The sequence below is a fragment of the Erwinia sp. Eh17-17 genome, from assembly GCF_039675725.1.
GTDB lineage: Bacteria > Pseudomonadota > Gammaproteobacteria > Enterobacterales > Enterobacteriaceae > Erwinia.
Window position 1 is genome coordinate 1,130,318 of sequence record NZ_JBDFQT010000001.1, and the last position, 22,900, is coordinate 1,153,217.

At 57.4% G+C, this 22,900-nt stretch carries 19 protein-coding genes and 1 pseudogene; 2 read left to right on the top strand and 18 right to left on the bottom strand.

Annotation, left to right across the window (positions count from 1 at the left end):
• Positions 1-112: 112 nt before the first annotated feature.
• From astE to ABEH87_RS05045, 5 genes are all read right to left on the bottom strand, one after another.
• Positions 113-1,117, bottom strand: coding sequence for a succinylglutamate desuccinylase (gene astE / locus ABEH87_RS05025; protein ID WP_346574439.1), 1,005 nt, complete (start codon positions 1,115-1,117; stop codon positions 113-115).
• Positions 1,118-1,189: 72 nt separating this feature from the next.
• Complete coding sequence (gene astB / locus ABEH87_RS05030) at positions 1,190-2,518, bottom strand: N-succinylarginine dihydrolase (RefSeq protein ID WP_346574440.1); 1,329 nt, start codon at positions 2,516-2,518, stop codon at positions 1,190-1,192.
• Positions 2,515-3,984 carry a succinylglutamate-semialdehyde dehydrogenase gene (gene astD, locus ABEH87_RS05035; protein ID WP_346574441.1) on the bottom strand — a complete coding sequence of 490 codons (1,470 nt, stop codon included), beginning with the start codon at positions 3,982-3,984 and terminating at the stop codon, positions 2,515-2,517. The genes astB and astD overlap by 4 nt, the downstream gene beginning before the upstream one ends.
• Positions 3,981-5,015, bottom strand: a complete 1,035-nt coding sequence (gene astA, locus ABEH87_RS05040; RefSeq protein WP_346574442.1) for an arginine N-succinyltransferase — start codon at positions 5,013-5,015, stop codon at positions 3,981-3,983. Before astA ends, astD begins: the two co-directional genes overlap by 4 nt.
• A complete protein-coding gene (locus ABEH87_RS05045; RefSeq protein WP_346574444.1) occupies positions 5,012-6,232 on the bottom strand; it encodes an aspartate aminotransferase family protein in 1,221 nt (406 codons plus the stop codon). The genes astA and ABEH87_RS05045 overlap by 4 nt, the downstream gene beginning before the upstream one ends.
• An 854-nt stretch (positions 6,233-7,086) precedes the next feature.
• On the opposite strand from ABEH87_RS05045, the gene ABEH87_RS05050 reads away from it, so the two are divergent.
• Positions 7,087-8,151 carry a porin gene (locus ABEH87_RS05050; RefSeq protein WP_346574446.1) on the top strand — a complete coding sequence of 355 codons (1,065 nt, stop codon included), beginning with the start codon at positions 7,087-7,089 and terminating at the stop codon, positions 8,149-8,151.
• Between the two features lie 60 nt (positions 8,152-8,211).
• Here ABEH87_RS05050 and ABEH87_RS05055 read toward each other — a convergent pair whose 3' ends face one another.
• The 12 genes and pseudogenes from ABEH87_RS05055 to ABEH87_RS05110 form a co-directional block, all read right to left on the bottom strand.
• Positions 8,212-9,117 (bottom strand): bestrophin family ion channel, encoded by a 906-nt coding sequence (locus tag ABEH87_RS05055; protein WP_346574447.1) that lies wholly within the window; start codon positions 9,115-9,117, stop codon positions 8,212-8,214.
• A gap of 145 nt (positions 9,118-9,262) precedes the next feature.
• On the bottom strand, positions 9,263-10,705 hold the full coding sequence (locus tag ABEH87_RS05060; RefSeq protein ID WP_346574449.1) for a YchO/YchP family invasin: 1,443 nt from the start codon (positions 10,703-10,705) through the stop codon (positions 9,263-9,265).
• 145 nt (positions 10,706-10,850) lie between these two features.
• Positions 10,851-11,570, bottom strand: a pseudogene (locus tag ABEH87_RS05065) (aspartyl/asparaginyl beta-hydroxylase domain-containing protein); the annotation flags it as partial.
• Between the two features lie 181 nt (positions 11,571-11,751).
• Positions 11,752-12,549 (bottom strand): SDR family oxidoreductase, encoded by a 798-nt coding sequence (locus tag ABEH87_RS05070; RefSeq protein WP_346574451.1) that lies wholly within the window; start codon positions 12,547-12,549, stop codon positions 11,752-11,754.
• A gap of 11 nt (positions 12,550-12,560) precedes the next feature.
• Complete coding sequence (locus ABEH87_RS05075; protein ID WP_346574453.1) at positions 12,561-14,078, bottom strand: FGGY-family carbohydrate kinase; 1,518 nt, start codon at positions 14,076-14,078, stop codon at positions 12,561-12,563.
• The gene (locus ABEH87_RS05080) at positions 14,071-15,138 is read right to left on the bottom strand and encodes an ABC transporter permease (protein ID WP_346574454.1); all 1,068 of its coding nucleotides are present in this window, start codon (positions 15,136-15,138) and stop codon (positions 14,071-14,073) included. The genes ABEH87_RS05075 and ABEH87_RS05080 overlap by 8 nt, the downstream gene beginning before the upstream one ends.
• Before the next feature lie 20 nt (positions 15,139-15,158).
• Entirely contained in the window at positions 15,159-16,685 is a 1,527-nt protein-coding gene (locus ABEH87_RS05085) for a sugar ABC transporter ATP-binding protein (RefSeq protein ID WP_346574589.1), read from the bottom strand.
• Positions 16,686-16,719: 34 nt separating this feature from the next.
• Positions 16,720-17,331: a DUF2291 domain-containing protein gene (locus ABEH87_RS05090; protein WP_346574456.1), complete on the bottom strand. Its 612-nt coding sequence runs from the start codon at positions 17,329-17,331 to the stop codon at positions 16,720-16,722.
• Between the two features lie 56 nt (positions 17,332-17,387).
• Complete coding sequence (locus ABEH87_RS05095; RefSeq protein ID WP_346574457.1) at positions 17,388-18,323, bottom strand: D-ribose ABC transporter substrate-binding protein; 936 nt, start codon at positions 18,321-18,323, stop codon at positions 17,388-17,390.
• An 83-nt stretch (positions 18,324-18,406) separates the two neighbouring features.
• Positions 18,407-19,204: a GolD/DthD family dehydrogenase gene (locus tag ABEH87_RS05100; RefSeq protein ID WP_346574459.1), complete on the bottom strand. Its 798-nt coding sequence runs from the start codon at positions 19,202-19,204 to the stop codon at positions 18,407-18,409.
• 12 nt (positions 19,205-19,216) lie between these two features.
• Positions 19,217-20,131 carry a transketolase C-terminal domain-containing protein gene (locus ABEH87_RS05105; RefSeq protein ID WP_346574461.1) on the bottom strand — a complete coding sequence of 305 codons (915 nt, stop codon included), beginning with the start codon at positions 20,129-20,131 and terminating at the stop codon, positions 19,217-19,219.
• A 2-nt stretch (positions 20,132-20,133) separates the two neighbouring features.
• On the bottom strand, positions 20,134-20,937 hold the full coding sequence (locus ABEH87_RS05110) for a transketolase (protein ID WP_346574591.1): 804 nt from the start codon (positions 20,935-20,937) through the stop codon (positions 20,134-20,136).
• A 378-nt stretch (positions 20,938-21,315) separates the two neighbouring features.
• Here ABEH87_RS05110 and ABEH87_RS05115 point away from each other — a divergent pair, with 378 nt between their 5' ends.
• Positions 21,316-22,110, top strand: coding sequence for a DeoR/GlpR family DNA-binding transcription regulator (locus ABEH87_RS05115; RefSeq protein ID WP_346574463.1), 795 nt, complete (start codon positions 21,316-21,318; stop codon positions 22,108-22,110).
• Here the strand turns inward: ABEH87_RS05115 and cobA are convergent.
• A complete protein-coding gene (gene cobA, locus ABEH87_RS05120) occupies positions 22,050-22,895 on the bottom strand; it encodes a uroporphyrinogen-III C-methyltransferase (protein ID WP_346574465.1) in 846 nt (281 codons plus the stop codon). The two genes, ABEH87_RS05115 and cobA, sit on opposite strands and share 61 nt — an antisense overlap.
• Between the last annotated feature and the right edge of the window lie 5 nt (positions 22,896-22,900).

Here is a 22,900-nt window from a genome sequence, read left to right on the forward strand (position 1 = left end):
ACGTCGGTCAGCGTAGCGGAAGGAAAAAGTTAACCTCTTTACCGCATGCTGCGCCGGTCGTTCAACACCGGTAAAGCCTGTTGTGGCCGACGTGCGGCCACAATATAACGCACTACTCCGCTAACGACCCCAGCGCTTCATTATGCGCATTGTCTTCCACCAGCATCAGCCCGGCACGCAGCCCGCTGGCCACGGCAGGATTGGGAAACAGCACAAATTCCTGCGCCTGCTGCACGTAGTAGCGCTTTTCGCCGTCTTCCGCCAGCAGAGCCCCCTGCGGGAACGCAGTGAAGTTCAGAGTGTCGCTACTCATATGCAGAACAAAGCGGTCAGAGAGCCGGGTAATCTGTTGCGAAACGCGATAACGCCGTGGCGGCTCTGCCTCGGCGGGCAGCGGTCCGCCGCTAATCAGCGCTTCCAGCGCCTGCTTTGCGGCACTGAACTGGCTGAGGTCATTGCCACCAAACGGCAGGGCCTTGCCGAGCTCCAGCGTACAGCTGGCTGCCTGGAAATGCTGACTGCTGTAATGGGTGAAGGTGCCGCCAGGTGCGCGATGGAACACCAGCGCTTCCAGTCCGGCCGCGCCCAGCCACTCAATAAACGTCTCTGGCCACGGCGTATCACGCTGCGGCATGACGCCAAAGCGCGTGTGATAAGAACCACGGATTGCCGTGTGCATGTCAATATGCCAGCGCACCTCTTCATACTCACCGGCCTGCCAGAAGTTCTCCATCGCCTGCTCCAGCCGCCATGCACGGCGCGCCTCCGGGCAGTCTTCATACTGCTGCCAGCGCCCGCCAAACATGCGGTTCATATCGCCATGCAGATAGCGCTGATTCTTTCTCAGTGCGGCCGGATTACCGTAAATGACCAGCAGCCGGGTCAGCAGCGGCTTTTCACCGCGCAGCAGAGCGTCAACTATCTGCTCAAGAATCTCGACGGGTGCAGTTTCATTGCCGTGCACGCCCGCTGAAACCACCAGCGCCATCGGCACCGTTTCATGCGGGGTTAATTCAAGAATACCCACGTCAATCCAGCGCCAGCTCAGATGCGCATTCTTCCCTTCTGAATGCACAGGGTTCTGCCCGTTGAGGGTTAATGTGAGGAAATCCTGCATCGGTACTCCTTTAATCAATCGCCGTTCAGCCCTGACAGGCCGGAGAGAGTCTCCGGCCCTGCGATCATCGCTTTACTGCTGAAAACGGTAAACATTCCCTAAGTTTAGCAGCTTAGTGAGTTCATCGAGAGCTTCACGTCCTTCCTGCAGCAAATTAGGGTCCGCCAGGTCCGCCTGGCACAGACGATCGCGGTAGTGCCGCTCAACCCACGCACTGAGCGTGGCAAAAAGCTTATCGTTCATCATCACCGCCGGATTAACCGCCGCCTGCTGCTGCGCGTTGAGCACCACGCGCAGACGCAGGCAGGCCGGACCGCCGCCGTTGCACATACTTTCGCGCAGGTCGAAGACCTTCAGCTCGTCAATCAGCCCGCCGCTGCTGACCAGCTCGCTGAGATAGGCCCAGACGCCCGCGTGGCGACGCGCTTCCTCCGGCAGGACCAGCAGCATCTTACCGTCTGGTTTGCTTAACAGCTGGCTGTTGAACAGATAGGTGGCGACCGCATCCGCAACGCTGACGCGGTTATCCGGCACTTCGATGGCACAGAAGCCCGGCACTTTTGCGCGCAGCTGCGCCAGCAGCTGCGGCTGGTTAACAAACGCCTGCTGGTGGCAGAACAGCGCCTGCTGATTGCTGACGGCGATCACGTCGTTATGGAACACCCCCTGGTCGATCACCGCCGGGTTCTGCTGGGCAAACACGGTTCGGGCCGCGTCCAGTTGATGCAGCCGCGCCACGGCTTCGCTGGCTTCCAGCGTCTGACGTGCCGGATAGCGCGCCGGCGCCACTTCTCCGTGACGTTCGGCGCGACCATACACAAACAGCTGCACGCCGGGTTCACCATAGCCATGGCTGAAACGGTTATGGTTTGCCGCCCCTTCATCACCGAACATCGCTACCTGCGGCAGGGCATCATGAACGCTGAAGTGGTTGCGATCGCGGAAAATCGCCCGCAGCAGCGCCGCTGTGGTCGGTGCTTCCATCGCCCGGTGAAACTTATTATTCAGGTTCGCCACGGTAAGATGCACACGACCATCGGCGCTGTCCGCTGACGGTGACACCGTGGCGGCGTTCGCCACCCACATCGCCGAGGCGGAACTGGCGGCGGAGAGCAGCTGCGGAGCCTGCCTGGCCGCCTGCGCCAGCACCTGAGCATCGCTACCGCTAAACCCGATCTGGCGCAGTGCCTCAATGTTCGGGCGCTCGTGCGGCGGGATAACCCCCTGGGCAAAGCCCATATCCGCCAGCGCTTTCATCTTCATCAACCCCTGCAACGCCGCCAGCTTCGGATTGGACTGCTGGTGCTGATTGCGGGTTGAGGCTTCATTACCAAATGACAGCCCGGCATAGTGGTGCGTCAGGCCCGGCAGGCCATCGAAATTGACTTCACGGGCGCTCATTGGCTCTCTCCTTCAGCGCTAAAATCCAGGCCCGGAGACAGACTGCCTGGCATCGTCAGCTGCGGTGATTCCAGAGAAGCCATCGGCCAGGCACAGTAGTCGGCGGCATACCAGGCGCTGGCACGGTGATTGCCGGAAGCGCCAATACCGCCAAACGGCGCGGTGCTCGCGGCCCCGGTCAGCGGTTTGTTCCAGTTGACGATCCCGGCGCGGGCTTCAATCAGCAGGCGCTCAAATTTTTCCCGCTGCGGCGAAATCAGCCCGCAGGCCAGCCCGTAGCGGGTGTTATTGGCAATGCGGATGGCACGGTCAAAATCGTCATAGCGGATGACCGTCAGCAGCGGACCAAACACCTCTTCATCCGGCAGGTTGGCCACGTCAGTCACGTCGATGATGCCCGGCGTCAGAATTGCGCTGCTGCGTTCCGGCCACTGCATTGGCAGCAACACTTTGCCCCCGGCGTCCACTCGCGCCTGCCACTCACTGAAGATTTTTTCTGCCACCTGAAGCGAGATCACGCTGCCCATAAACGGCTGCGGTTCAGCGTTCCAGCGGCCACTGCGGATATTGGCCGCGACCTGTACCAGCCGGGCAAGGAAAGCGTCCCCGGCGGCACCGCGTTTCACCAGCAGGCGGCGCGCGCAGGTACAGCGCTGTCCGGCGCTGATAAAGGCAGACTGAATAGCGATATGCACTGCGGCGTCAATATCATCAGGATCTTCGACAATCAGCGGATTATTGCCGCCCATCTCCAGCGCCAGCATTTTTTCCGGCTGCCCGGCGAGCTGACGATGCAGCTGATAGCCCGTTGCCGCGCTGCCGGTAAACAGCACGCCATCGATCTGAGTTTCCTGTGCCAGCGCCTGACCGGTTTCACGCGCGCCCTGCACCAGATTGAGCACGCCGCCCGGCAGGCCGGCGCTCAGCCACAGCTGCACGGTCAGTTCCGCCGTCATCGGCGTCAGCTCACTCGGTTTAAATACCACGCAGTTACCGGCCAGCAGTGCCGGGACGATGTGTCCGTTCGGCAGGTGGCCCGGAAAGTTGTACGGACCAAACACCGCCATGACGCCGTGCGGACGGTGGCGCAGGGAGCTTTCGCCTTCTGCCTGCTCGCCGGTGCGCGCATGGTATGCACGCAGGGAGATCGCCACTTTATTGATCATCGCCTGCACTTCGGTCTGCGTTTCCCAGCGGGGTTTACCCGTCTCACGCGAGATCGTTTCGCTCAGTTCATCCTTGTTTTTTTCCAGCAGCGCGGCAAACTTTTCCGCAATAGCCTGGCGTTCAGAGAACGGACGGCGCGCCCAGGCAGGGAACGCGGCGCGGGCAGCCTCACTGGCGGCCGTCACCTGAGCGGCCGTTGCCGCTTTACCCTGCCATAACAGCTCACCGTCTACCGGATCGGTTTTGCTGATGTTATCGCCACCGCCGGTCAGCCACTGACCATTAATACAGTGCGTCATGCTTGTTTCTCCTCACGAAAAAGTGTCACCACCCGCAGCTTATCGCCCGGCTGGCACAGCAGAATATCGGCCTGTTCTGGCGTGATGCTGATCGTCTCCGCCTGCGCATCCGCAGGCAGCAGGATCGCGCGGAACTGCGGATAGTTTTCATTGCCAACCAGGCACAGCGGCAGCTGTTCATCCTGATAGTCGTTGATGGCCACCGTCATCAGGTGACTCTTTCGAATGGCGCGCACGCGGTCAATATCGCACTCCAGGGTCGGTCCACCGTCGAAAATATCGACATAGTTCTGGAACTGGAACCCCTCGGCTTCGAGCACGGCACGCGCCGGTGCCGTCTGCGGATGCACTTTGCCAATCACTTCCCGCGCATCGGCGGCCAGATAATCGATATACAGCGGATGCTTCGGCATCAGCTCGGCGATAAAAGCTTTCTGCCCGGTGCCGCACAGATAGTCAGCATCGGCAAACGACATGGAAAAGAAGCGGCTGCCAACGCTGTCCCAGAAAGGCGATCGCCCTTCTTCATCGATCCAGCCGCGCATCTCTGCCACCACTTTCTGCATAAAATGCTGGCGGAAGCCGGCCATAAACAGAAAACGCGATTTCGACAGCAGATAGCCGTTCTTACCGTTGCGGTAGTCCGGGTCGAGGAACAGCGTACACAGTTCGCTGCTGCCGGTATGATCGTTGCTGAGCGACAGCGTCGGCAGCATGTTATACACGTTCAGTTCCTTCGATGCGTGTACCTGGCTACCAACGCGAAAGTTGTACCACGGGTCCTGCAGGCCAACGGCCACTTCAATAGCACAGATGCCAACGGCCTTTTCGCTTTCACTGTCTGCCAGCACAAATACGTATCCCTGTTCTGCACGCGGCAGCTCACCCTGCCAGGTCAAAATCGAACGTTCGATACGTGCTGACAACGTATCACTGTCAGCAGGCAGTGAAGTCAGTCCCCCGCCGGTTTTCCCGGCGAGGTGCATCAACTGCGCCAGATCGTCTCGTTCAACGGGACGAATGAACATCATACGCGGACTCCTTCAGTAACGGCGCGGCAGGCACGTTCAAAGCGCGCCAGCCCCTCCTGAACTTCCTGCGGGGTGATAATCAGTGAAGGCGCGAAGCGCACAACATTGGCACCGGCAATTAACACCATTAAGCCTTCAGCCGCCGCCGCCTGGTTAATCAGTTTGGCTTTGCCCTGATAGTCCTGATTCAGTACGCAGCCGATCAGCAGCCCCAGCCCGCGAATTTCGCTGAACAGCTGTAGCCGCTGGTTGATGGCATTCAGTCCTTCAACAAACCACTGATGACGTTCAGCGACCCCGGCCAGCACGTCCGGACGGTTGATCAGCTCCATCACTTTGCCACCGACGGCCCCGGCCAGCGGGTTACCGCCGTAGGTGGTGCCGTGGCTGCCGACGTTAAGATGCGCGGCATAGATTTCTGTGGTCAGCATGGCTCCGATCGGGAAGCCGCCACCCAGCGCTTTCGCCGTGGTCAGCACATCCGGCGTCACGCCGTAATGCATATAGGCGTACAGCGAACCGGTGCGTCCGACGCCACTCTGCACCTCGTCGAAGATCAGCAGCGCGCCGTGTTTATCACACAGCTCGCGCAGCCCGCGCAGGAAGCCAGGTTCAGCCGGGACTACGCCACCTTCGCCCTGGATAGGTTCGACAATCACCGCACAGGTCTGGTCATCGATCAGCGCGGCCGCCGAGGCCAGATCGTTATACACCGCATGCTGGATACCCTGCGGTAAGGGCGCGAAATCTTTTGAGTAAGCAGGCTGCCCTCCCGCAGAAACGGTGAACAGGGTGCGGCCATGAAAGGCATTTTTGAACGCCACAATGCCGTTTTTCCCGGCCTGCCCGTTATCCATCGCCACTTTACGCGCCAGCTTCAGCGCCGCTTCGTTAGCTTCCGCCCCGGAGTTGCAGAAGAATGCCCGGTCAGCAAAGGTGGCATCAATCAGCTGTTTCGCCAGGCGCAGAATCGGTTCATTGGTGTAACCATTACCGGTGTGCCAGAGCAGGGCTGCCTGCTGCTGAAGCGCAAGCTGCAGATCGGGGTGCGCATGCCCTAAAGCGTTAACCGCGATACCACCAGCAAAGTCGATATAGGACTTCCCTTCCTGATCCCACAGCGTCGAACCCTCTGCTCTGACCGGAACGAAGCTGGCCGGGGCATAGGTGGGAACAATCCATTGATCAAAATTTTCACGGGTAACTGACGGTTGCATAGCGGCCTCGTTTATCACATCCCCCGCGCAGGCAGGGTGAATTAAAAGTTTAAAAAATGTTAATAAGATGATTCATTGCAGCTCTACTGTAGATTGCACGCTGCGTGCCATCCACAGAAAAAAATGCATAAAACATGCTCTACCGCTAACTATCAATGAGTTACACACTTTCCATATGCACAGTTAATGCATAGAAAGTGAATAACAATCTGAACAAGCTGGCTTTGCAGCATAAAAAAAAGAGGAATTATGCAATGGTAAAATAAAATATCGAATATGTGATCGAAGGCGGAATTTGGTTTTAAAAAGAGTCAGTTAATGCCCCTGAAAAGAGCGGTTGCACCCGAATTGCGCCCTGTTATGAGGCGCGCATGAGCCGGGCTCAGACGCCGGACGTCAATTTCCCACTGACAGCCCGTTGATGAAATATTTTGCTTAGGTTTATTTTAATTAGGATAATACCCATTATTTACAGATAGAAATTAAGTATTAATAAATACGGCTTAATATAAATAATTAATAAACAACAGGCACAAAAACAAAACCAGAAAAACAATAAAACCCCAATATTAATATAAGGCAACCTTATTAAAAATCTATAAATAAACAACAATAAAAAAACTAACCAACTGTTTTTTAATGAAATAAATTCAAATTAAATCCAATTTTAAATGATAGGAGATGAAAAAACACAAGCGATACTGTGATATCTTCCGGACGAGATAACCAACAAAAAACCTTTGAAATATTTTTTTACAAGCACTCTGTTTTTAAGGCGGTTTTATTTGTGTCATTTTCAATATCGCACAAAATGACAAATAAACTGAATTTTACAAACAGGGATAACTTTAATTATGAAATATTCTTTCCTGACGTTAACGCTATCCGTCTTATTGGTTTCCGCCGCCGTTCAGGCCGCCGGGATTTATAACAAAGACGGTAATAAACTCGATTTGTACGGCAAGGTCAGCCTCGGGCGCCTGTTCTCTGATGATCCCGCTCTGAATCGCGATACCTCCTGTGCTCGTCTGGGCTTTAAGGGTGAAACGCAGATCGGGGACCAGTTAACGGGCTATGGACAGTGGCAGTACAACTTCTCGCTCACCAATTCTGAAGGGCCGGATGCACTGAAAGGAGATAAAACCCAGCTTGGTTTTGCCGGACTGAAATTTGGCAGATGGGGTTCGTTTGATTACGGGCGTAACTATGGCCTGTACTTCGATGCGCTGGCATTGACCAATATGCTGCCAGTATTTGGCGGTGAACCCAGTAGCATTGATGTTTTCCTCTCCAGCCGCGCAACCGGGGTGGCGACATGGCGTAACAACAATTTCTTCGGCCTGGTGAACGGCCTTGATGTTGCTCTTCAGTACCAGGGGAAAAACGAACGTACCGGCGACAAAGCCATCAAAGCTTCAAACGGCGATGGCTATGCCGCCTCAGTTAGCTGGACCGGTGAATCGGGCTTCGGCGTGACAGGGGCTTATGCCAGCCTGCGACGTACCAGCCTGCAAAACAGCGCGCTGTTGGGTAAAGGCGATCGCGCTGAATCCTGGGCAACAGCCGTAAAATACGATGCTAACCAGATCTACCTGGCCACCCTGTACGGCAACACGCGAAATTCCACACCCATTAAGGGGGGATTCGCCAATAAAGCAGTGAATTTTGAAGTGGTGGCGCAATATCAGTTGCTGAACGGACTTCGCCCTTCTCTGGCCTATATCAGCTCACGCGCGAAAGATATTGAGGATCTTGGCGATGCGTATATCGCCAGATATGCCTCGGCGGGTGCCAGCTTCAGCTTCAATAAGAATTTCTCGCTGAGCGCCGAATACAAACTCAACCTGTTGGGGGACAATAATCCGTTGGGCATATCCAGTGATGACGTCATGGGCGTCGGGATGAGCTATAAGTTCTGACGGGGACACGGGTCGGGCCTCTCTGCGGTCGACCCGTTACAGGCTGCAACAGGCGCCCTGTTATGTCAGCCGATAGCGACGGTCCGGTTGTGGCGTATCCGGCAGATCGTCTTCCAGGTTCATCTCACGCAGGTTGATCTCGATGTTGGTACACATCGCATCCAGCGGCAGATGGTTACTGGCCAGGCCAAACGGCATCTCCAGCTCTTCCGCCAGCGTATCCAGCGACAGGAAGGTGTAGGCAATAAACACCGACACCAGCGGCGTCATATAGTGTAAATCCGGCACCAGCGCAAAAGGCAGCAGCGTACAAAACAGATACACCGTTCTGTGCAACAGCAGACCGTAGGCGAACGGTACCGGCATACTTGCCAGCCTTTCGCATCCGCCCAGCACCTGCGACAGCTGATTGATATTGCTGTCCATATGCTGATAGAGGATATCGGACAGATTACCGCGCCGCCGCTGATCGGCCAGCCACTGCGACAGCTGCAGCTCAATGAAGTTCGTCGGCGATCGACGCTTCAGCACCTCATCCGCCTCATCCCCAAGGTAGCGGCGCAGATCTTCACGCGCATCGCTGTGGCGCAGCTGATGCTTCAGACTGTAAGAGAAGGCCAGCAGCAGTGAAGTCACCCGCGGCGCATCCGCCGGAGAGATGGCCAGCGCCAGTCGCTGCAGCGTGCGGCAGGCAATTAACAGATTGCCCCAGAACATGCGTGCCTCAATAAAACGGCCAAAACAGACGCTGTTACGAAAGCCGAGAAACACCGCAATGGAGACGCCAAGCAGGCTGAACGGCGCGAGGGTCAGTTTGATCCCCAGCGTTTCATACCAGTCGAGACAAAATATAGCGATCAGCGACATCAGCAGATTAAGCGTTAAGCGAAACCAGATGCCGGGTAATACCGAACCGTGCCAGGCGAACAGGCGTACAAACCAGTGACTATGAGGACGGATGATCATGATGTGCTGACAAGTGGGATTTTCGCAGATTGTGCAGAAAATCCCCCCGACTGAGAAGCAATTTTTTGTGACTTTCATCACATATATCTTCCGGCGGAATATTGACAAAAATCAGCAATTCAGCAGATAGCACAATCCCCTGAATTCAGGGGGCCATCAGGTTGAAACTCCCGGCATCAGAGGGCTGTAGCGTTACCGGTGGCGCCAGCGTGAGGGTGATCCAGTTCGAGGTGACCCGCTGCTGCCTGCTGTCTTCCAGCGTCACAGACAGATGGTACTCATTGCTGGCACCTTCACTGCTGTCCCAGGCGGGAATAATAATACTCCAGCCGCTGATGCTGGCATTATCAGCCGGTGGCGTCAGGCTCAGGGCCTGGGTATCCCCCTGCCAGCTGACGGCTTTAATGGCATTACTGTTGCGCACCTGAAGTTTCAGCGCCAGCGTTTCGCCCGGCTGGACCTGCCACGGTGGCGTGGCAAGGAATACCGACAGGGTTTTACGCTGACGGAATTCCATCACCGGCGAATTACTGCGGTTGACCAGATCGTAGCGGCTGCCGCTCAGCGACTTCGCCGCCGCGACATTGCTGGCCGAAAGCTGCTGACTAAGCGCCACGCCAATGCGGTAGTTCATTTTCAGCGCAAACTGATCCTGTGATTCCCCCCCATCGCCCTCTTTGTGGCTGGCAGAAAGCGTAAACAGCGGCACCGGCGTATAGTTCACCCCCAGCGAGACGGCCGCCGGATTACTCATCTCGTTGCCGCTGTTAAACAGGTCAATGCGGTTGCCCAGATACTGCTCATAGCTCAGGCTTACCCCCAGCTGGCGGTAAAACGGCAGATAGCCCTGGGTGGTGATGTCGTAGCCCCGCGCCATGCGCATCTGAGAGGTGCTGTTGTGGTTGCGCCAGCCGGATAGTGGATGATAATAGTTGGCAGAAAAACGCAGGTATTCACTCCAGGCCTCCGCGCCCAGCGAACCCCGCTGCTGGCGGGACGTTATCAGGTCGTCAACAAAGGCGTTGTACCCCACGCGCCAGCTTCCGGCAATCCAGCGCTGTCCCAGACCGGCATTGCCCACCGTACCGTATTCGGTCTGTTGCACACCCAGCTGACTGAAGGTCAGATACTGATAATTATCCTGCCACGGCGTGAACAGCTGGGCCGAGGTGCCGTTAAAACTCCCTTCCGCATCGACGACCATCGATACGCTGGCCTGGCCATAGGGGGAGAGGAGTTGCTCACCTTCGCTGGCGGCTCGTTCCGTGGCAGCATCACGGAACTGTGTAAACGCCCACTGCCCCGCTTCTTCACGCAGGGATTTATCACTGTCATTGTTCATGCTCGCTTCACCGATACTTTTCGCCGCCTGAGCAATTTTTTCCGCCAGGTCGCTTTTACTTTCGGTGATCTCCATGCCGGGCAGTTGCTGCTGCATCTGCTGGAAACGCGAGGGGTCTTCAAAGGGCGCATCAGGCACGCGCGTACTTTCGTCGTACGCCATAGCCGGGCACAGCGGCAGCCCGCTGAGGGCCAGAGCAAGAACCAGGGATGATGAAGGGGACAGCCAGCGACTAAATCTGTTCATAACCTCAAAAGCAATATTTTTTAACGTTGTGAGTGTGAGTTTCCTCACAGAATCATACTGCTAACCTTAGCACAGAAATCCGGGCCGCAGCGACAGAGCGCGCCAGATCAGCACAGCAAGCGCACCAGACAACAGCCCTTTAATCAGATACCAGATGACGTCCGCACCAGTGATTCACCCTCTGCGCCCAGCGGTACAACATCGGGCGCTCAATATCACAGCACAGGACCAGGCGCGGCCGGCCACTGGTATTCTCCGCATAATGGATATAGGTTGCGTCAAAGATGACACCCTGACCGTCGCGCCAGCGGTAACGCTCTCCGTCAACCTCAATAAAACAGCGGCCGTCATTCGGTGCGATCAGGCCAAGATGGTAACGCAGCGATCCGGCATAAGGATCGCGGTGGCGCGGCAGACGGCTGCCGTCCGGCAGCAGGGCAAACATCGCAGATTTTACCGAAGGGATACTGCGCAGCAGCGCGGTGGTCGCGGGGCAGAGCGCCGCCGAAGGAGGCGCCTCGCCATATCCTGTCAGATAAAAACGCTTCCAGTCGGTGTTGGAGAAAGCGTTAAACCCCGCGTCGCTATCGCTGTCCGGCGTCTTAATCTGTTGCAATGCCAGCAGCGCCTGCCCTTCATCACGAATGGCGCGCCAGTGTTCGCGCAGAACGGCCAGCTCAGGAAACGGCGTGTCCGACAGAAAGGGCGTGACCGGAATACGGGAAAAAAGATACATAAAGCAGTTGAGGGGGGCGAGAAGCGTTGAATGGTCACCCAGCTGTCGCCAGAAACCGTAGCGGATTTTCCCCCGCCAGTGCACGTACAGCACCGTAATAATAAAAATTATCAATAAAAAGGGTTTCATTTTACTCTGCCCGTCAGTTGACCGGGATCGTTCCGCTGATCCCGCCATTATCATGTCAGCCTGTGTCATGCAGTGAAGCGCTCTTTTCACCGGAAGGTGCACGACAGGAGAGAGTATAAAGACTTTTGCAGCGGGCAGAATGGCGGGCGCACGAAAGGCATAAGCGCCCCACCACCAGGATTCAGGACATAATCAGGCCGCCATCGACGTTGATCGTCTGTCCGGTAATGTAGCGCGCATCATCAGACGCCAGAAAGGCCACCAGCCCGGCCACATCTTCCGGCAGCCCGGCGCGCTTCAGCGGAATCCCCTGCACCCACTCCGCCATCAGCTGCCCTTTGCCATATTTTTTTTGCTCCGTGCTGAGGATCTCACCCCATACCCGGTCATTGTAGTCCCACATCTCACTCTCAATAATGCCGGGACAAAAAGCATTCACCGTGATATTCCACGGAGCCAGCTCCTGCGACAGGCTCTGAGTAATGCCGATCACCCCCATCTTGCTGGCCGCATAGTGCGGGGTATAAATAAAGCCCTGACGCCCCTGCCCCGACGAGGTATTGATCAAACTGCCGGACTGTTGCTTTACCATATACCTCGCGGCTTCACGGCAGCACAGCCAGACCCCGGTGGTGTTCACCGCGAGGATGTTATCAAAGTCGGCTTTGGGCATTTTGTCGAAGGTGTCAATGGTGATCACCCCGGCATTCTGGATGGATACATCAATGCTGCCGAAACGCTCTGACGCCTGACGATACAGCCCCTGGACCTGCGTCTCATCGGTCACATTCACCTGTAAGGCCAGAATATCGCAGCCCCAGGACGCTTTGATCCGCTCAGCCGTGTCAAACACGCGTCCGTCGTTCGACACCAGTACCAGGTTCGCGCCGTCGCGGGCAAAGCGCTCGGCAATACCGGCACCAATACCGCGACAGGCACCGGTGATCACCACGGTTTTTCCGCTAAAATCTCGGTTCATCGGTTACTCCTTCACATTGAATGTGGGTCTTTGGGCTGCCACAGGGTGCGTTTCACCGCCTCCTGCCAGCCCTGCCAGCGCTGCTGACAGACGTCGTGGCGCTGCAGATCGGGCTGCCAGCGATCGTGTTCCGGCATCAGCGCCAGCAGTTGCTCATCGTTGAGCTGTCCAAGCGTGCGCCGGGCCAGCAGTCCGGCCCCCAGCGCCGACAGCTCCGGGGTGCTGCTGCGGGCCACCGGGCAGCCGAGCAGATCGGCCTGAAACTGCATCAGCCAGGGGTTCTGCGTCGGCCCGCCGTCCACCATCAGCGTCTCCAGGTGAAAGCCGGGGTGCTGGCGCATCGCCTCGATCACATCGGCAATCTGGTAGGCAATCGCTTCCAGCGCGGCGCGGATCAAATGCGCAGGCGTCACGCCCCGGCTCAGGCCACAGATCACCCCGCGCGCCTGGTCATCCCACCAGGGCGCGCCTGTTCCGGTAAGCGCAGGAACAAAATAGACCCCCAGTGTGGAGTCAATGCTGGCGGGAAGCTCGTGCAGCGCCCGGCTCAGCACCAGGCCTTTACCGTCGGTCAGACCGGTGGCCTGGGCCATCCAGGCGACACCGTCCCCGGTGTGGGGAATATTGCCTTCCAGAGCGTAAACCAGCCGCTGCCCGTCGTGCCAGGCCACCGTGGTAGCCAGTGACGTCATGCTGGTATCGGGCGTATCCAGCGGGGCCATCACCGATGAACCGGTGCCGTAGGTGGCTTTCACCCCACCCGGTGCGCCCAGCCCGTGACCGTACAGCGCCGCATGGGAATCACCGACCATCGCCATGACCGGCAGACCGTCGGGGATCCCTGGCAGCCCGCGGGTCACGCCAAACAGGCTGCCGGAAGGACAGATCTCCGGCAGAGCGACGCGCGGAATGCCAAACAGCGCCAGCATCGACTCATCCCAGCCGCCGCTGCGTAAGTTGAGCAGTTGGGTACGCGCTGCGTTAGAGGTATCACAGCGGAACTGCTGTCCACCGCTCAGATTCCACAGCAGCCACGCATCAATCGTTCCCAGACACAGCTCTCCGCTGACCGCCCGCTGATGACCGTCCGGGATGTTATCCAGCAGCCAGCGCATTTTCGACCCGGAGAACAGCGGTGCCACCGGCAGCCCGGTGACGGAGCGGATCAGCCCCTCCTGATGGTCGCGTTTAAGCTGTTCGCAGAACGCCCCGGAGCGCGAGCACTGCCAGGTGAGCGCCGGGCCAACCGGCTGCCCGCTGAGGCGATCCCAGCCGATAACCGTCTCACGCTGATTACTGATCGCCAGGGCCGCCACCCGGTTTTCACCGACGGTATTGAGCACGCAGCGCAGCACAGTCAGTGAGGCATTCAGCAGGGTAAGACCATCCTGTTCGACCCAGCCCGGCTGCGGCGTCGCCACCGTCAGCGGGCGGGACGCTTTCGCCACCACCTGACCACGGGCATCAATCGCCACCGCTTTGACATTGCTGGTGCCTTCATCCAGGGCAACAATCAGTTCTCTAGCCATGGCTGACCTCAGAAAGCGGCGCGGCCGCCTGCTTTTTTTCATGGCGACGCATCAACACCACCTTGCTTTGCAGCTTCTGCTGGAACTGGTCGATCACCACGGCGGTGACAATCACCAGCCCCTTAATCACCATCTGCCAGAAGTCGCTGACGCCCATCATCACCATGCCATCCGCCAGGAAGACAATCACAAAGGCGCCGATAATCGACCCGGAGACGCGTCCACGCCCCCCGGCCAGCGCAGTACCGCCCAACACCGTGGCCCCGATGGCATCCATCTCAAACATGTTGCCGGTCATCGGGTGGGCCGTTTGCAGCTGCGATGCCACCACCAGCCCGACCAGCGCCGCACACAGGCCGGAAAAAGCGTAAACAAACACTTTCACTTTAATCACCGGCACCCCTGCCAGACGGGCCGCCGATTCGTTCCCGCCCGCCGCATAGATATAGCGGCCGAGCGGCGTTTTACGGGTGATGTACAGCCCAATGAGCAGGAAGCCTGCCATCAGCCATATCGGGAAATAGATGCCAAGGAAGCTGCCGGAGCCGAGCAGGGAAAACCCGGTATTGCCCAGCTGCGGTACGCCGACCAGATTGGCGTAGGTGCTGCCATCGTTAAACAGCAGCGCGGCACCGCGGGCGATATACATCATGCCGAGGGTACAGATGAAGGGCGCAACGCCCAGCCGGGTGATCACCGCGCCGTTGATAAAGCCGAGCAGAATGCCAAACACCGCCACCGCGAGGATCACCTCCGGCACGTTGAGGAACAGCACCTGACCGCCCCAGATCGGCACGCCGCTGGTCAGCAGCGCCCCGGCCACCATGCCGCAGATACCGGCGACGGCACCCACCGACAGGTCAATGCCTCCGGTGAGGATCACCAGCGTCATCCCTATCGCCAGCAGCCCGGTGATCGCCACGTGCTGGGACATGATCAGCAGGTTAGACAGCGTCAGAAAGTTCGGCACCATCACGCTGAAAAAAACCACCACAATCAGCAGTGCGATAAAGGTTCTGGCCTTCAGCAGATACATGTAGAGCAGATATTTTTGATTCATTTTGTCTTCCTCAGGCCAGCTTATTCATGCGGCGTGGATGCCGTGATTAACGCTTCTCGCGTGACGTCGGCACGCAGAATATCGGCGGTGATGCGCCCGTCGGCCATCACCAGGATGCGGTCAGCCAGCGCCATGACTTCATCCAGCTCCGACGATGAAAACATCACGGCCAGTCCCTGCTGCGCCATTTTGCCGATCAGCTGATAGACGTCGGTTTTGGCACCGACGTCAATACCGCGCGTCGGTTCATCCAGCAGCACCACTTCCGGTCCGGTCATCAGCGCTTTACCCAGCACCACTTTTTGTTGATTTCCGCCGCTCAGCGAAGTGATCGGCAGGTCGGTATCGCTGACTTTGATCGCCAGCCGTTGCACCATATCGTTGACTTTTTCGCTCTCCTGCTGCGGGCGCAGCAGCCCCAGAGCGCGGCGAAAGCCGCGCAGACTGAGATCGCTCAGGGTCATGTTGCTGGCAATCGACATCATGCCCACCATCCCCTCGCCTTTACGATCTTCCGGCACCAGCGCAATACCCTGCTTCAGGCGGTATTGAAAATCGCGCCTGTCAAGGCACTCTCCGTTAAGCGCAATGCTGCCGTGCTCGCAGTCCATCAGGCCAATCAGCCCTTTGAACAGCTCGGTACGTCCGGCCCCCAACAGGCCATAAATACCGACCACTTCACCCTTGCGCAGGCTGAAACCGACATCATTCAGCTTGTAGCCGCCGTCCTGGCGCAGCGCGGTTAAGCCGCTGACCTCCAGTACCACCTCGCCCTGCTTTGCGGCGGCGTAATCAAACTGCTTTTTCTTATCGCCGACCATCTGGGCGATGATCCACGGCACGCTGGCATCGCGTACCTCACGTTCGCTGATGAAGCGACCGTCGCGGAAAATGGTGATGTGATCGCCAATCTCCATCAGCTCTTCCAGACGGTGAGAGATATAGATAATGGTGACGCCGCGCCGCTTCAGCGCCGCGATGACATTGAACAGCACTTTCACTTCCGACTGGCTGAGTGCCGAGGTCGGTTCATCCATAATCAGTACTCTGGTGTCTTTCGACAGCGCGCGCGCAATTTCCACCAGCTGCTGGTGGCCGATGCCCAGTTCCCCAAGCGGCGCATAAGGATCCACATCCAGTTCCAGCCGTTCCAGCAGGGCTTTCGCCAGCTGGTACTGATATTTTTCGTTAATCCGGCCGCGCTGGAAAAATTCATTTCCGATAAAGATGTTGTCCATCACATTCATATTCGGGAACAGGTTCAGCTCCTGAAAAATGATGCTGATGCCGTGCTTTTCTGCCTGCTGGGTGGAGTGCAGGGATACCGCTTTACCGTCGAGGAAAATCTGCCCCGAGGACGGCACTTCCACCCCGGCCAGCATTTTCATCATGGTGGATTTGCCGGCCCCGTTCTCGCCGATCAGCACATTGACCTTATTGCGATAGACGCGATAGTTCACCTGGTCGAGCGCGGTGACGCCGGGATAGAGGCGCGAAACATTGCGTGTCTCTATCGCGACATCTGACTGCTGTTCCGGCGACAACAGCGGGTCGATTTGATATTCAGCCATTATGAACCCTCTACTTACGCACCACGCGTGCCGGAGTAACATCCGGCGGTGTCTGCGGTACATCCCAACTGCTGAAGACCCCGTCGACCTCAACGCTGTCGCCCACTTTCGGCTGTAACTTTTTCACTTCAGCCGAGGCCAGGTTGTTGATAGCGCGGCCGTAGTCACCAAACAGCACCTGGTCGTTGAAGTCCTGATAGCTGGCACCTTTATAGACATCGCGCAGCGCGGTACCGCGAATGATCGGGCCAACCTGCACCACCACGTCCTGACCGCTGATATCTTTCACCGTCATTTTCCCGCTGCGCGAGGTGGTATTCACCTCCGTCACCGCGCCCTGAATTTTCACGCTGAACACGCACGGGTTTTCATCCTGACTGCGGTAACCCAGCGCTTTACAGGCTGAATCAAAATCTTTCGCCGCCGTCAGTGACGCCATCAGTTCACCCAGCGGTTTCGCCTCGCTGACCACCTGTGGCACGATTTTTTGCTGGTAGGTGGCACTGACTTTTGCCATCGCCGGGTTAGGCGGATTTTTTAAATCAGCCAGCTCCTGCTGCGACACAATCCGGCAGCTGCCAAGGGCTAAAGTGGCCATTACCAGCCAGAGTCGCCTGGACATAATCCTCTCCTTTGCGCCCCCGCAGGGGCGCAGCAACATCAGATAAAAACGTTAACTCAGGATTTGAAATTAAAGTCCTGCACTTTGTCTGCGTTGCCCTGGTTGATCAGGATGCCGCGGAACATTACGCGCTGTTTTTCAGGTTTGATGCCTTTCTGCAGGTAGTTATCGATGTCGGTCACGCCCTGGGCGGCAATGGCCTGAGCCTGCAACATCACGGTGGCTTTCAGCGTCCCGGCTTTCACCGCGTCACGCTCGTCGTTGCTGCCATCAATGCCGACGACGATCACATCGTTACGACCGGCAGCTTTCAGTGCCGCTATCGCCCCCAGCGCCACCGGACCGTTGCCGCAGATCACCCCTTTCACATCCGGGTGCGCCTGCAGAATGCTGTCCATAATGCGCTTACCGTCGATCAGGGTGCCTTTGGCATCCTGCCTAGCGACGCTTTTCATATCCGGATACTGATCGAGCACCTGATGGAAGGATTTAGAACGGGTGACGCAGTTGTTATCGGCCAGGTTGCAGGTCAGTTCGGCATAGGTGCCTTTCTCGCCCATCTTCTCGACGAAGACGTTGGCCACATCAGAGCCTGCCTGGAAGTTATTGTGGGTGATCTGCTCCAGCGCCACGTCATCCACCGGAATTTCACGGTTAATCAGCACCACCGGGATCCCCGCATCTTTGGCTTTTTTAATCGCGGCCACGCTGGCGGTGGAGTCGGCGTTGTCGAGAATAATGCCCTGCACTTTTTTACCGATGGCGGCATCAATCAGTTCGCTTTGCTTTTTCACATCTTCACCGTGCGACAGCACGCTGGTTTTATATCCCAGCTCCTGGGCCTTCATATTGGCGCCTTTGGCTTCAGAGGCGTAATACGGGTTATCCAGAGAGTTCACCAGGATCATGATGGTGCCTTTCTCTGCCGCCGTAGCGGCATGGGAGAAGGAGCAGGCGGTCGCAAGAGCTAACAGAGTTAAACGCATTTTCATATTGATGTTCTCTTATGTTGTTATGTGTAGGTACAGTCTTTATTACTGACGTTCTCTGGTGTGGGCGCAGGGCGGATTACGTGTTACCAAATGGTGAAACCGCCGTCGATCATCAGGTCGGCACCGGTGATCATGTCGCTGCCGTTGCTGGCGAAGAACAGCACGGCGGCAGCGATTTCGTCGGTGTAGGCAAAGCGGCCCATCGGGATCAGCTGCTTCATCGCTTCCCCTTTCTCACCGCGCCAGGCTTTTTCGCCCATCGGCGTCAGCACCACCGTCGGTGACAGGGTGTTAACGTTAATTTTGTGCGGGGCGAACTCTTTCGCCATCACTTTGGTCATGCCCAGCAGGCCCGCTTTAGCCGAGGTGTACGCCACGTGGTTATCAATGGCTATCGAGGCCGCCTGTGAGGCGATATTGATAATTTTTCCGCCTTTACCCGCCTTCACCATGCGTTTTGCCACCGCCTGTGAGCAGAGGAACGGCCCGGTCAGATTGACCGCCACCTGCTTCTGCCACTCGGCAAAATCGGTTTCCAGCACCGGCTGTAACATCACGTAGCCTGCGCAGTTCACCAGGATGTCGATCTGGCCATAGTGGGCCTCAACCTGGCGAATCGCCTGCTCGACGGAGTCCGGATCGGTGACATCGCACTGGACAAACTGCACGCGATCGGCGGCAAACTGCCCGGCAACATCGGCGACTTTGCTCTGCTCAAACGCCGGGTAGAGCAGCGCCAGCTTCGCGCCTTTTTCCAGCAGCATCTGGTTGCTGGCCATGGCGATCCCGCCCAGCCCGCCGGTGACCACCGCGACCTTGCCGCTCAGGCTGCCGTTAATATCCACGCCGTAGCGTAGGTTGACGTCATATTCGTGACTCATTTTTGGCTCTCCTCAAGCGGCAACAAGATTTTCTAACGTGGTGCGCAGGCCGTCGGCATCGATGCGGAACTGGCGACGCAGGGCTACGCGGCTGCTGCTGTGGGTAAATTCGTAAGGGGGAATGCCCAGCGGAATAAAGCGCTGGCGCAGGCTGTGCTGGTGCAGCAGCTCACCGATAATGCTGCTCAGTCCGCCGCTCAGCACATGCTCTTCCATGGTGATCACCTGGCGGTGAGCCGCTATCAGCGCGATCACTGCGGCTTCATCCAGCGGCCACAGGGAGGGCAGTGACACAATGGTGATGCTGTCGTCTTTCGCTGCCAGCGCTTCATGGGCCAGCGTGCCGAGGCAGAACACCACGGTGTCTTTCCCCTGCTGTAATACTTCCGGCTTTCCGGGTACAAACTGGTAGTCGGCATCGTGCAGCAGCGGCACTTTGTCACTGTCCATACGGATGTAGACCGGGCCTTTATGGCTGATGGCATGACGGGCAATGGCGCTGGCCTGAATAGCATCCGCCGGAGCGAAAATTTGCAGATTGCCCATCGAACGGGCGATGGCAATATCGTTGGTACAGTGATGTGTCGCCCCCAGCGGGCCGTAAGCAAAACCGGCATTCAGACCGAGCATCTTGACGTTGGTCTCGGAGTAGCAAACATCATTTTTCAGCTGTTCGTTAGAGCGGGCAAACAGGAACGGTGCGGCGTTGGCGGTAAACACGGTGCGGCCACTCAGCGCCACCCCGGCCGCCATGCCGACCATGTTCTGTTCGGCAATACCGACGTTAATCACCCGGTCAGGAAACGCTTTTTCAAACGGGGCGATTTTCGACGTGGAGGTCGAATCAGCCACCATCACACTGAGATCTGCACCTGCGTTCTGGGCTTCCACCAGCGTGGCAATCACGGCGTCACGTAAGTCCTGCATATTTAATCCTCCAGCTCGGCCAGCCCAAGGGCCAGCTGCTCATCATCGGGTACGGCGTGGTGCCAGGCCGGGACGTTGGCCATAAAGGAGATACCGTGCCCTTTTTCGGTATTGGCTAAAATGACGCGCGGCTTGCCAATGCCGGGCTGATTGACGGCGGCAGCAATCGCTTCGGGGTCGTGCCCGTTGCACTCCAGCACCTCGAAACCGAACGCCAGCCATTTGTCAGCCAGTGGCTCCAGCGGCATGATGTCTTCGGTTTTACCCGCCAGCTGCAGGCGGTTACGGTCAACAATCGCGACCAGGTTTTCCAGTCTGAACTTGCTGGCCGACATCGCCGCTTCCCAGTTCGATCCTTCCGCCAGTTCGCCATCGCCCAGCAGCACGAAAGCACGGCGGTTAGCGCGGCCGGAGAGTTTGTTCCCCAGCGCCAGACCCACACCAATCGACAGCCCGTGGCCTAAGCCTCCGGAATTAATTTCCACCAGTTCAGGCAGCTTCTGATGGATCGGATGGCCCGCCAGCAGCGTGTCATCACCCATAAACTGATCGAGGATCGCCGGGTCAATCAGCCCCATGGCCGCCGCGCTGCAATACAGCCCGCCCGCACCGTGGCCTTTTGACAGGATGAAACGATCCTGATCCGGACGTGGGCTGCTGCGGTCCATGACCGCCATAAACAGCGTACAGATGATATCCACCTCTGAGAGGTCGGCTCCGGTGTGACCTTTGCCTGCCCGATGATTCATTTGCAGTACATAGCGCCGGGCCTGGCGCGCAGTCTGTTTGATTGCCTGAAAGTCCATCATTACCTCTTCATCTGTGGCGCCGCGGGCTGGATAGCGTGCTGATATGACAGTCAACTGCGGCAATTTCATTTTCGAATAAAAATATACGCTATCGTTTATAATCATATTGTGGGGCAGATCATATTTCAAACAAAAGCACAAAAAGAGATCAATGCGAGAAAAAACAGGAAGATAGTGCAGAACAGAGACTGTCATGGCGATATCTGCACTGTTAAAAGTGAGTTAAATCAATAAAATGATGCAAAATGACTTTCATTCGAAAATGAAAGACGCTAATTGCCACTCTCGCCATTTGCGCACCCGGAGGTTACTATTCATCGCAGCAGCCCGGCTGGCCGCCCTGCGACCAGCGTTCAGGCAAAGGGAGTGACTGACTTGAAAAACAAAAATGAACAACTGGCGGATATGCAGCAGCGCCGGGAAAAAATCCTTGAGATGATCCGCGAGGACGGTACGGTAACGGTGAAAATGCTGACGGAGGCGTTCGGTCTGACGGAAGCGACCATCCGTACTGACCTGCGTGTGCTGCAGAAAGAGGGACATGTGCAGCGCTATCACGGTGGCGCAACACTGATGACCGGGAAGCAGAATACCGGCGCACTACTGCTGGAAAGGCAGACCCACCTCGATGCAAAAGATGCCATCGGGCGGCTGGCAGCCCAGCATATAGAAAATGGTGATACGGTGATTTTCGATTCCGGCACGACTACCACCGCGATTGCCAATCATATGAACCATATCCGCCGGCTGTCGGTGGTGACCAATGCGGTCAATATCGCCCTGAAGCTCGGGGGGGAGCCAGGCATTAACATTCTTCTGACCGGCGGCACGTTTAAATTCCCGACGCTGTCCACGTCGGGCGAAAAGGCCGCCGGATTTTTTGAAAACGTGCTGGCAGAGAAGCTGTTTCTCGCTACCGCCTGTATTTCACCCCGGCTCGGCCTGAGTTTCCCCAGTGAAACGGACATCAAGGTGAAAAGCGCGATGATCCGTTCAGCCAGCACGGTTTACGTAGTGGCTGACTCCAGCAAAATCGACAAGGTATCGATGTTTGCGCTGCCGTGCGAGTGGAGCAAAATCCAGTATCTGATCACCGACAGCGGAATCACTCAGGAAGCGATTGCCGCTTTTGAAGCTCTCGGCGTCAGAGTACTGGTCGCCGCCGCCTGAGGCAGATCGGGCCGGTACAGGCGCACCACGTCACCGACAATTAACAGGCTCGGTGACTGCGGCTGGTACGTCCTGACCGTCTCTGCCAGCTGGTCAAGGCGGGCGATCAGCGTGCGCTGATCGTCGCGCGTGCCGCGCTCGACGATCGCCACCGGGGTCTGTGCATCCCGCCCGAAGCTGATAAGCTGCTCGCTTAAGGCATCACACCACGTCAGTCCCATATAAAACACCAGCGTCTGGCGCGCATCGCGCAGGCTTTCCCAGTCAAGCTGTGGCTTACCGTCACGACCATGCCCGGTGACAAAGCGCACCGACTGGGCCAGGTCGCGGTGGGTCAGCGGGATACCGCTGGCCGCTGCACAACCGGTTGCTGCGGTAATACCGGGAACAATGTGGCAGGTGACACCGGCCTGTTGCAGGCACACCATCTCTTCTCCGCCGCGGCCAAAAATAAAAGGATCCCCGCCTTTCAGCCGTACGACCTGTCGCCCGGCGAGGGCCAGATCGACTAAAAGCTGGCTGATCTGCGACTGCTTCATGCCGTGAAATCCCGGTGTTTTACCCACATCAATACTCAGTGCCCCGGCGGGGATCAGCGCCAGAATATCCGGCCCGACCAGCCGGTCATACACCACAATTTCCGCCTGTTCGATCAGACGCAGTGCGCGCAGCGTCAGCAAATCGACCGCGCCCGGTCCGGCACCGACCAGCCATACGGTCCCCCGCTGGCCGGGGGCGCTATTCCCGGCCAGCAGCTTATCAAGAGAAGGCATTTTCGCCGTCATCGTTC

Excerpts from the sequence above, each read along its gene's own strand:
- ABEH87_RS05070 (WP_346574451.1), bottom strand. The coding sequence starts at position 12,549 with ATGAACCGAGATTTTAGCGGAAAAACCGTGGTGATCACCGGTGCCTGT.
- ABEH87_RS05105 (WP_346574461.1), bottom strand. The coding sequence starts at position 20,131 with ATGCAGGACTTACGTGACGCCGTGATTGCCACGCTGGTGGAAGCCCAG.
- ABEH87_RS05110 (WP_346574591.1), bottom strand. The coding sequence starts at position 20,937 with ATGGACTTTCAGGCAATCAAACAGACTGCGCGCCAGGCCCGGCGCTAT.
- astE (WP_346574439.1), bottom strand. The coding sequence starts at position 1,117 with ATGCAGGATTTCCTCACATTAACCCTCAACGGGCAGAACCCTGTGCAT.
- astA (WP_346574442.1), bottom strand. The coding sequence starts at position 5,015 with ATGATGTTCATTCGTCCCGTTGAACGAGACGATCTGGCGCAGTTGATG.
- ABEH87_RS05045 (WP_346574444.1), bottom strand. The coding sequence starts at position 6,232 with ATGCAACCGTCAGTTACCCGTGAAAATTTTGATCAATGGATTGTTCCC.
- cobA (WP_346574465.1), bottom strand. The coding sequence starts at position 22,895 with ATGACGGCGAAAATGCCTTCTCTTGATAAGCTGCTGGCCGGGAATAGC.
- ABEH87_RS05050 (WP_346574446.1), top strand. The coding sequence starts at position 7,087 with ATGAAATATTCTTTCCTGACGTTAACGCTATCCGTCTTATTGGTTTCC.
- ABEH87_RS05075 (WP_346574453.1), bottom strand. The coding sequence starts at position 14,078 with ATGGCTAGAGAACTGATTGTTGCCCTGGATGAAGGCACCAGCAATGTC.
- ABEH87_RS05090 (WP_346574456.1), bottom strand. The coding sequence starts at position 17,331 with ATGTCCAGGCGACTCTGGCTGGTAATGGCCACTTTAGCCCTTGGCAGC.
- ABEH87_RS05100 (WP_346574459.1), bottom strand. The coding sequence starts at position 19,204 with ATGAGTCACGAATATGACGTCAACCTACGCTACGGCGTGGATATTAAC.
- astB (WP_346574440.1), bottom strand. The coding sequence starts at position 2,518 with ATGAGCGCCCGTGAAGTCAATTTCGATGGCCTGCCGGGCCTGACGCAC.
- ABEH87_RS05055 (WP_346574447.1), bottom strand. The coding sequence starts at position 9,117 with ATGATCATCCGTCCTCATAGTCACTGGTTTGTACGCCTGTTCGCCTGG.
- ABEH87_RS05080 (WP_346574454.1), bottom strand. The coding sequence starts at position 15,138 with ATGAATCAAAAATATCTGCTCTACATGTATCTGCTGAAGGCCAGAACC.
- astD (WP_346574441.1), bottom strand. The coding sequence starts at position 3,984 with ATGACGCACTGTATTAATGGTCAGTGGCTGACCGGCGGTGGCGATAAC.
- ABEH87_RS05095 (WP_346574457.1), bottom strand. The coding sequence starts at position 18,323 with ATGAAAATGCGTTTAACTCTGTTAGCTCTTGCGACCGCCTGCTCCTTC.
- ABEH87_RS05060 (WP_346574449.1), bottom strand. The coding sequence starts at position 10,705 with ATGAACAGATTTAGTCGCTGGCTGTCCCCTTCATCATCCCTGGTTCTT.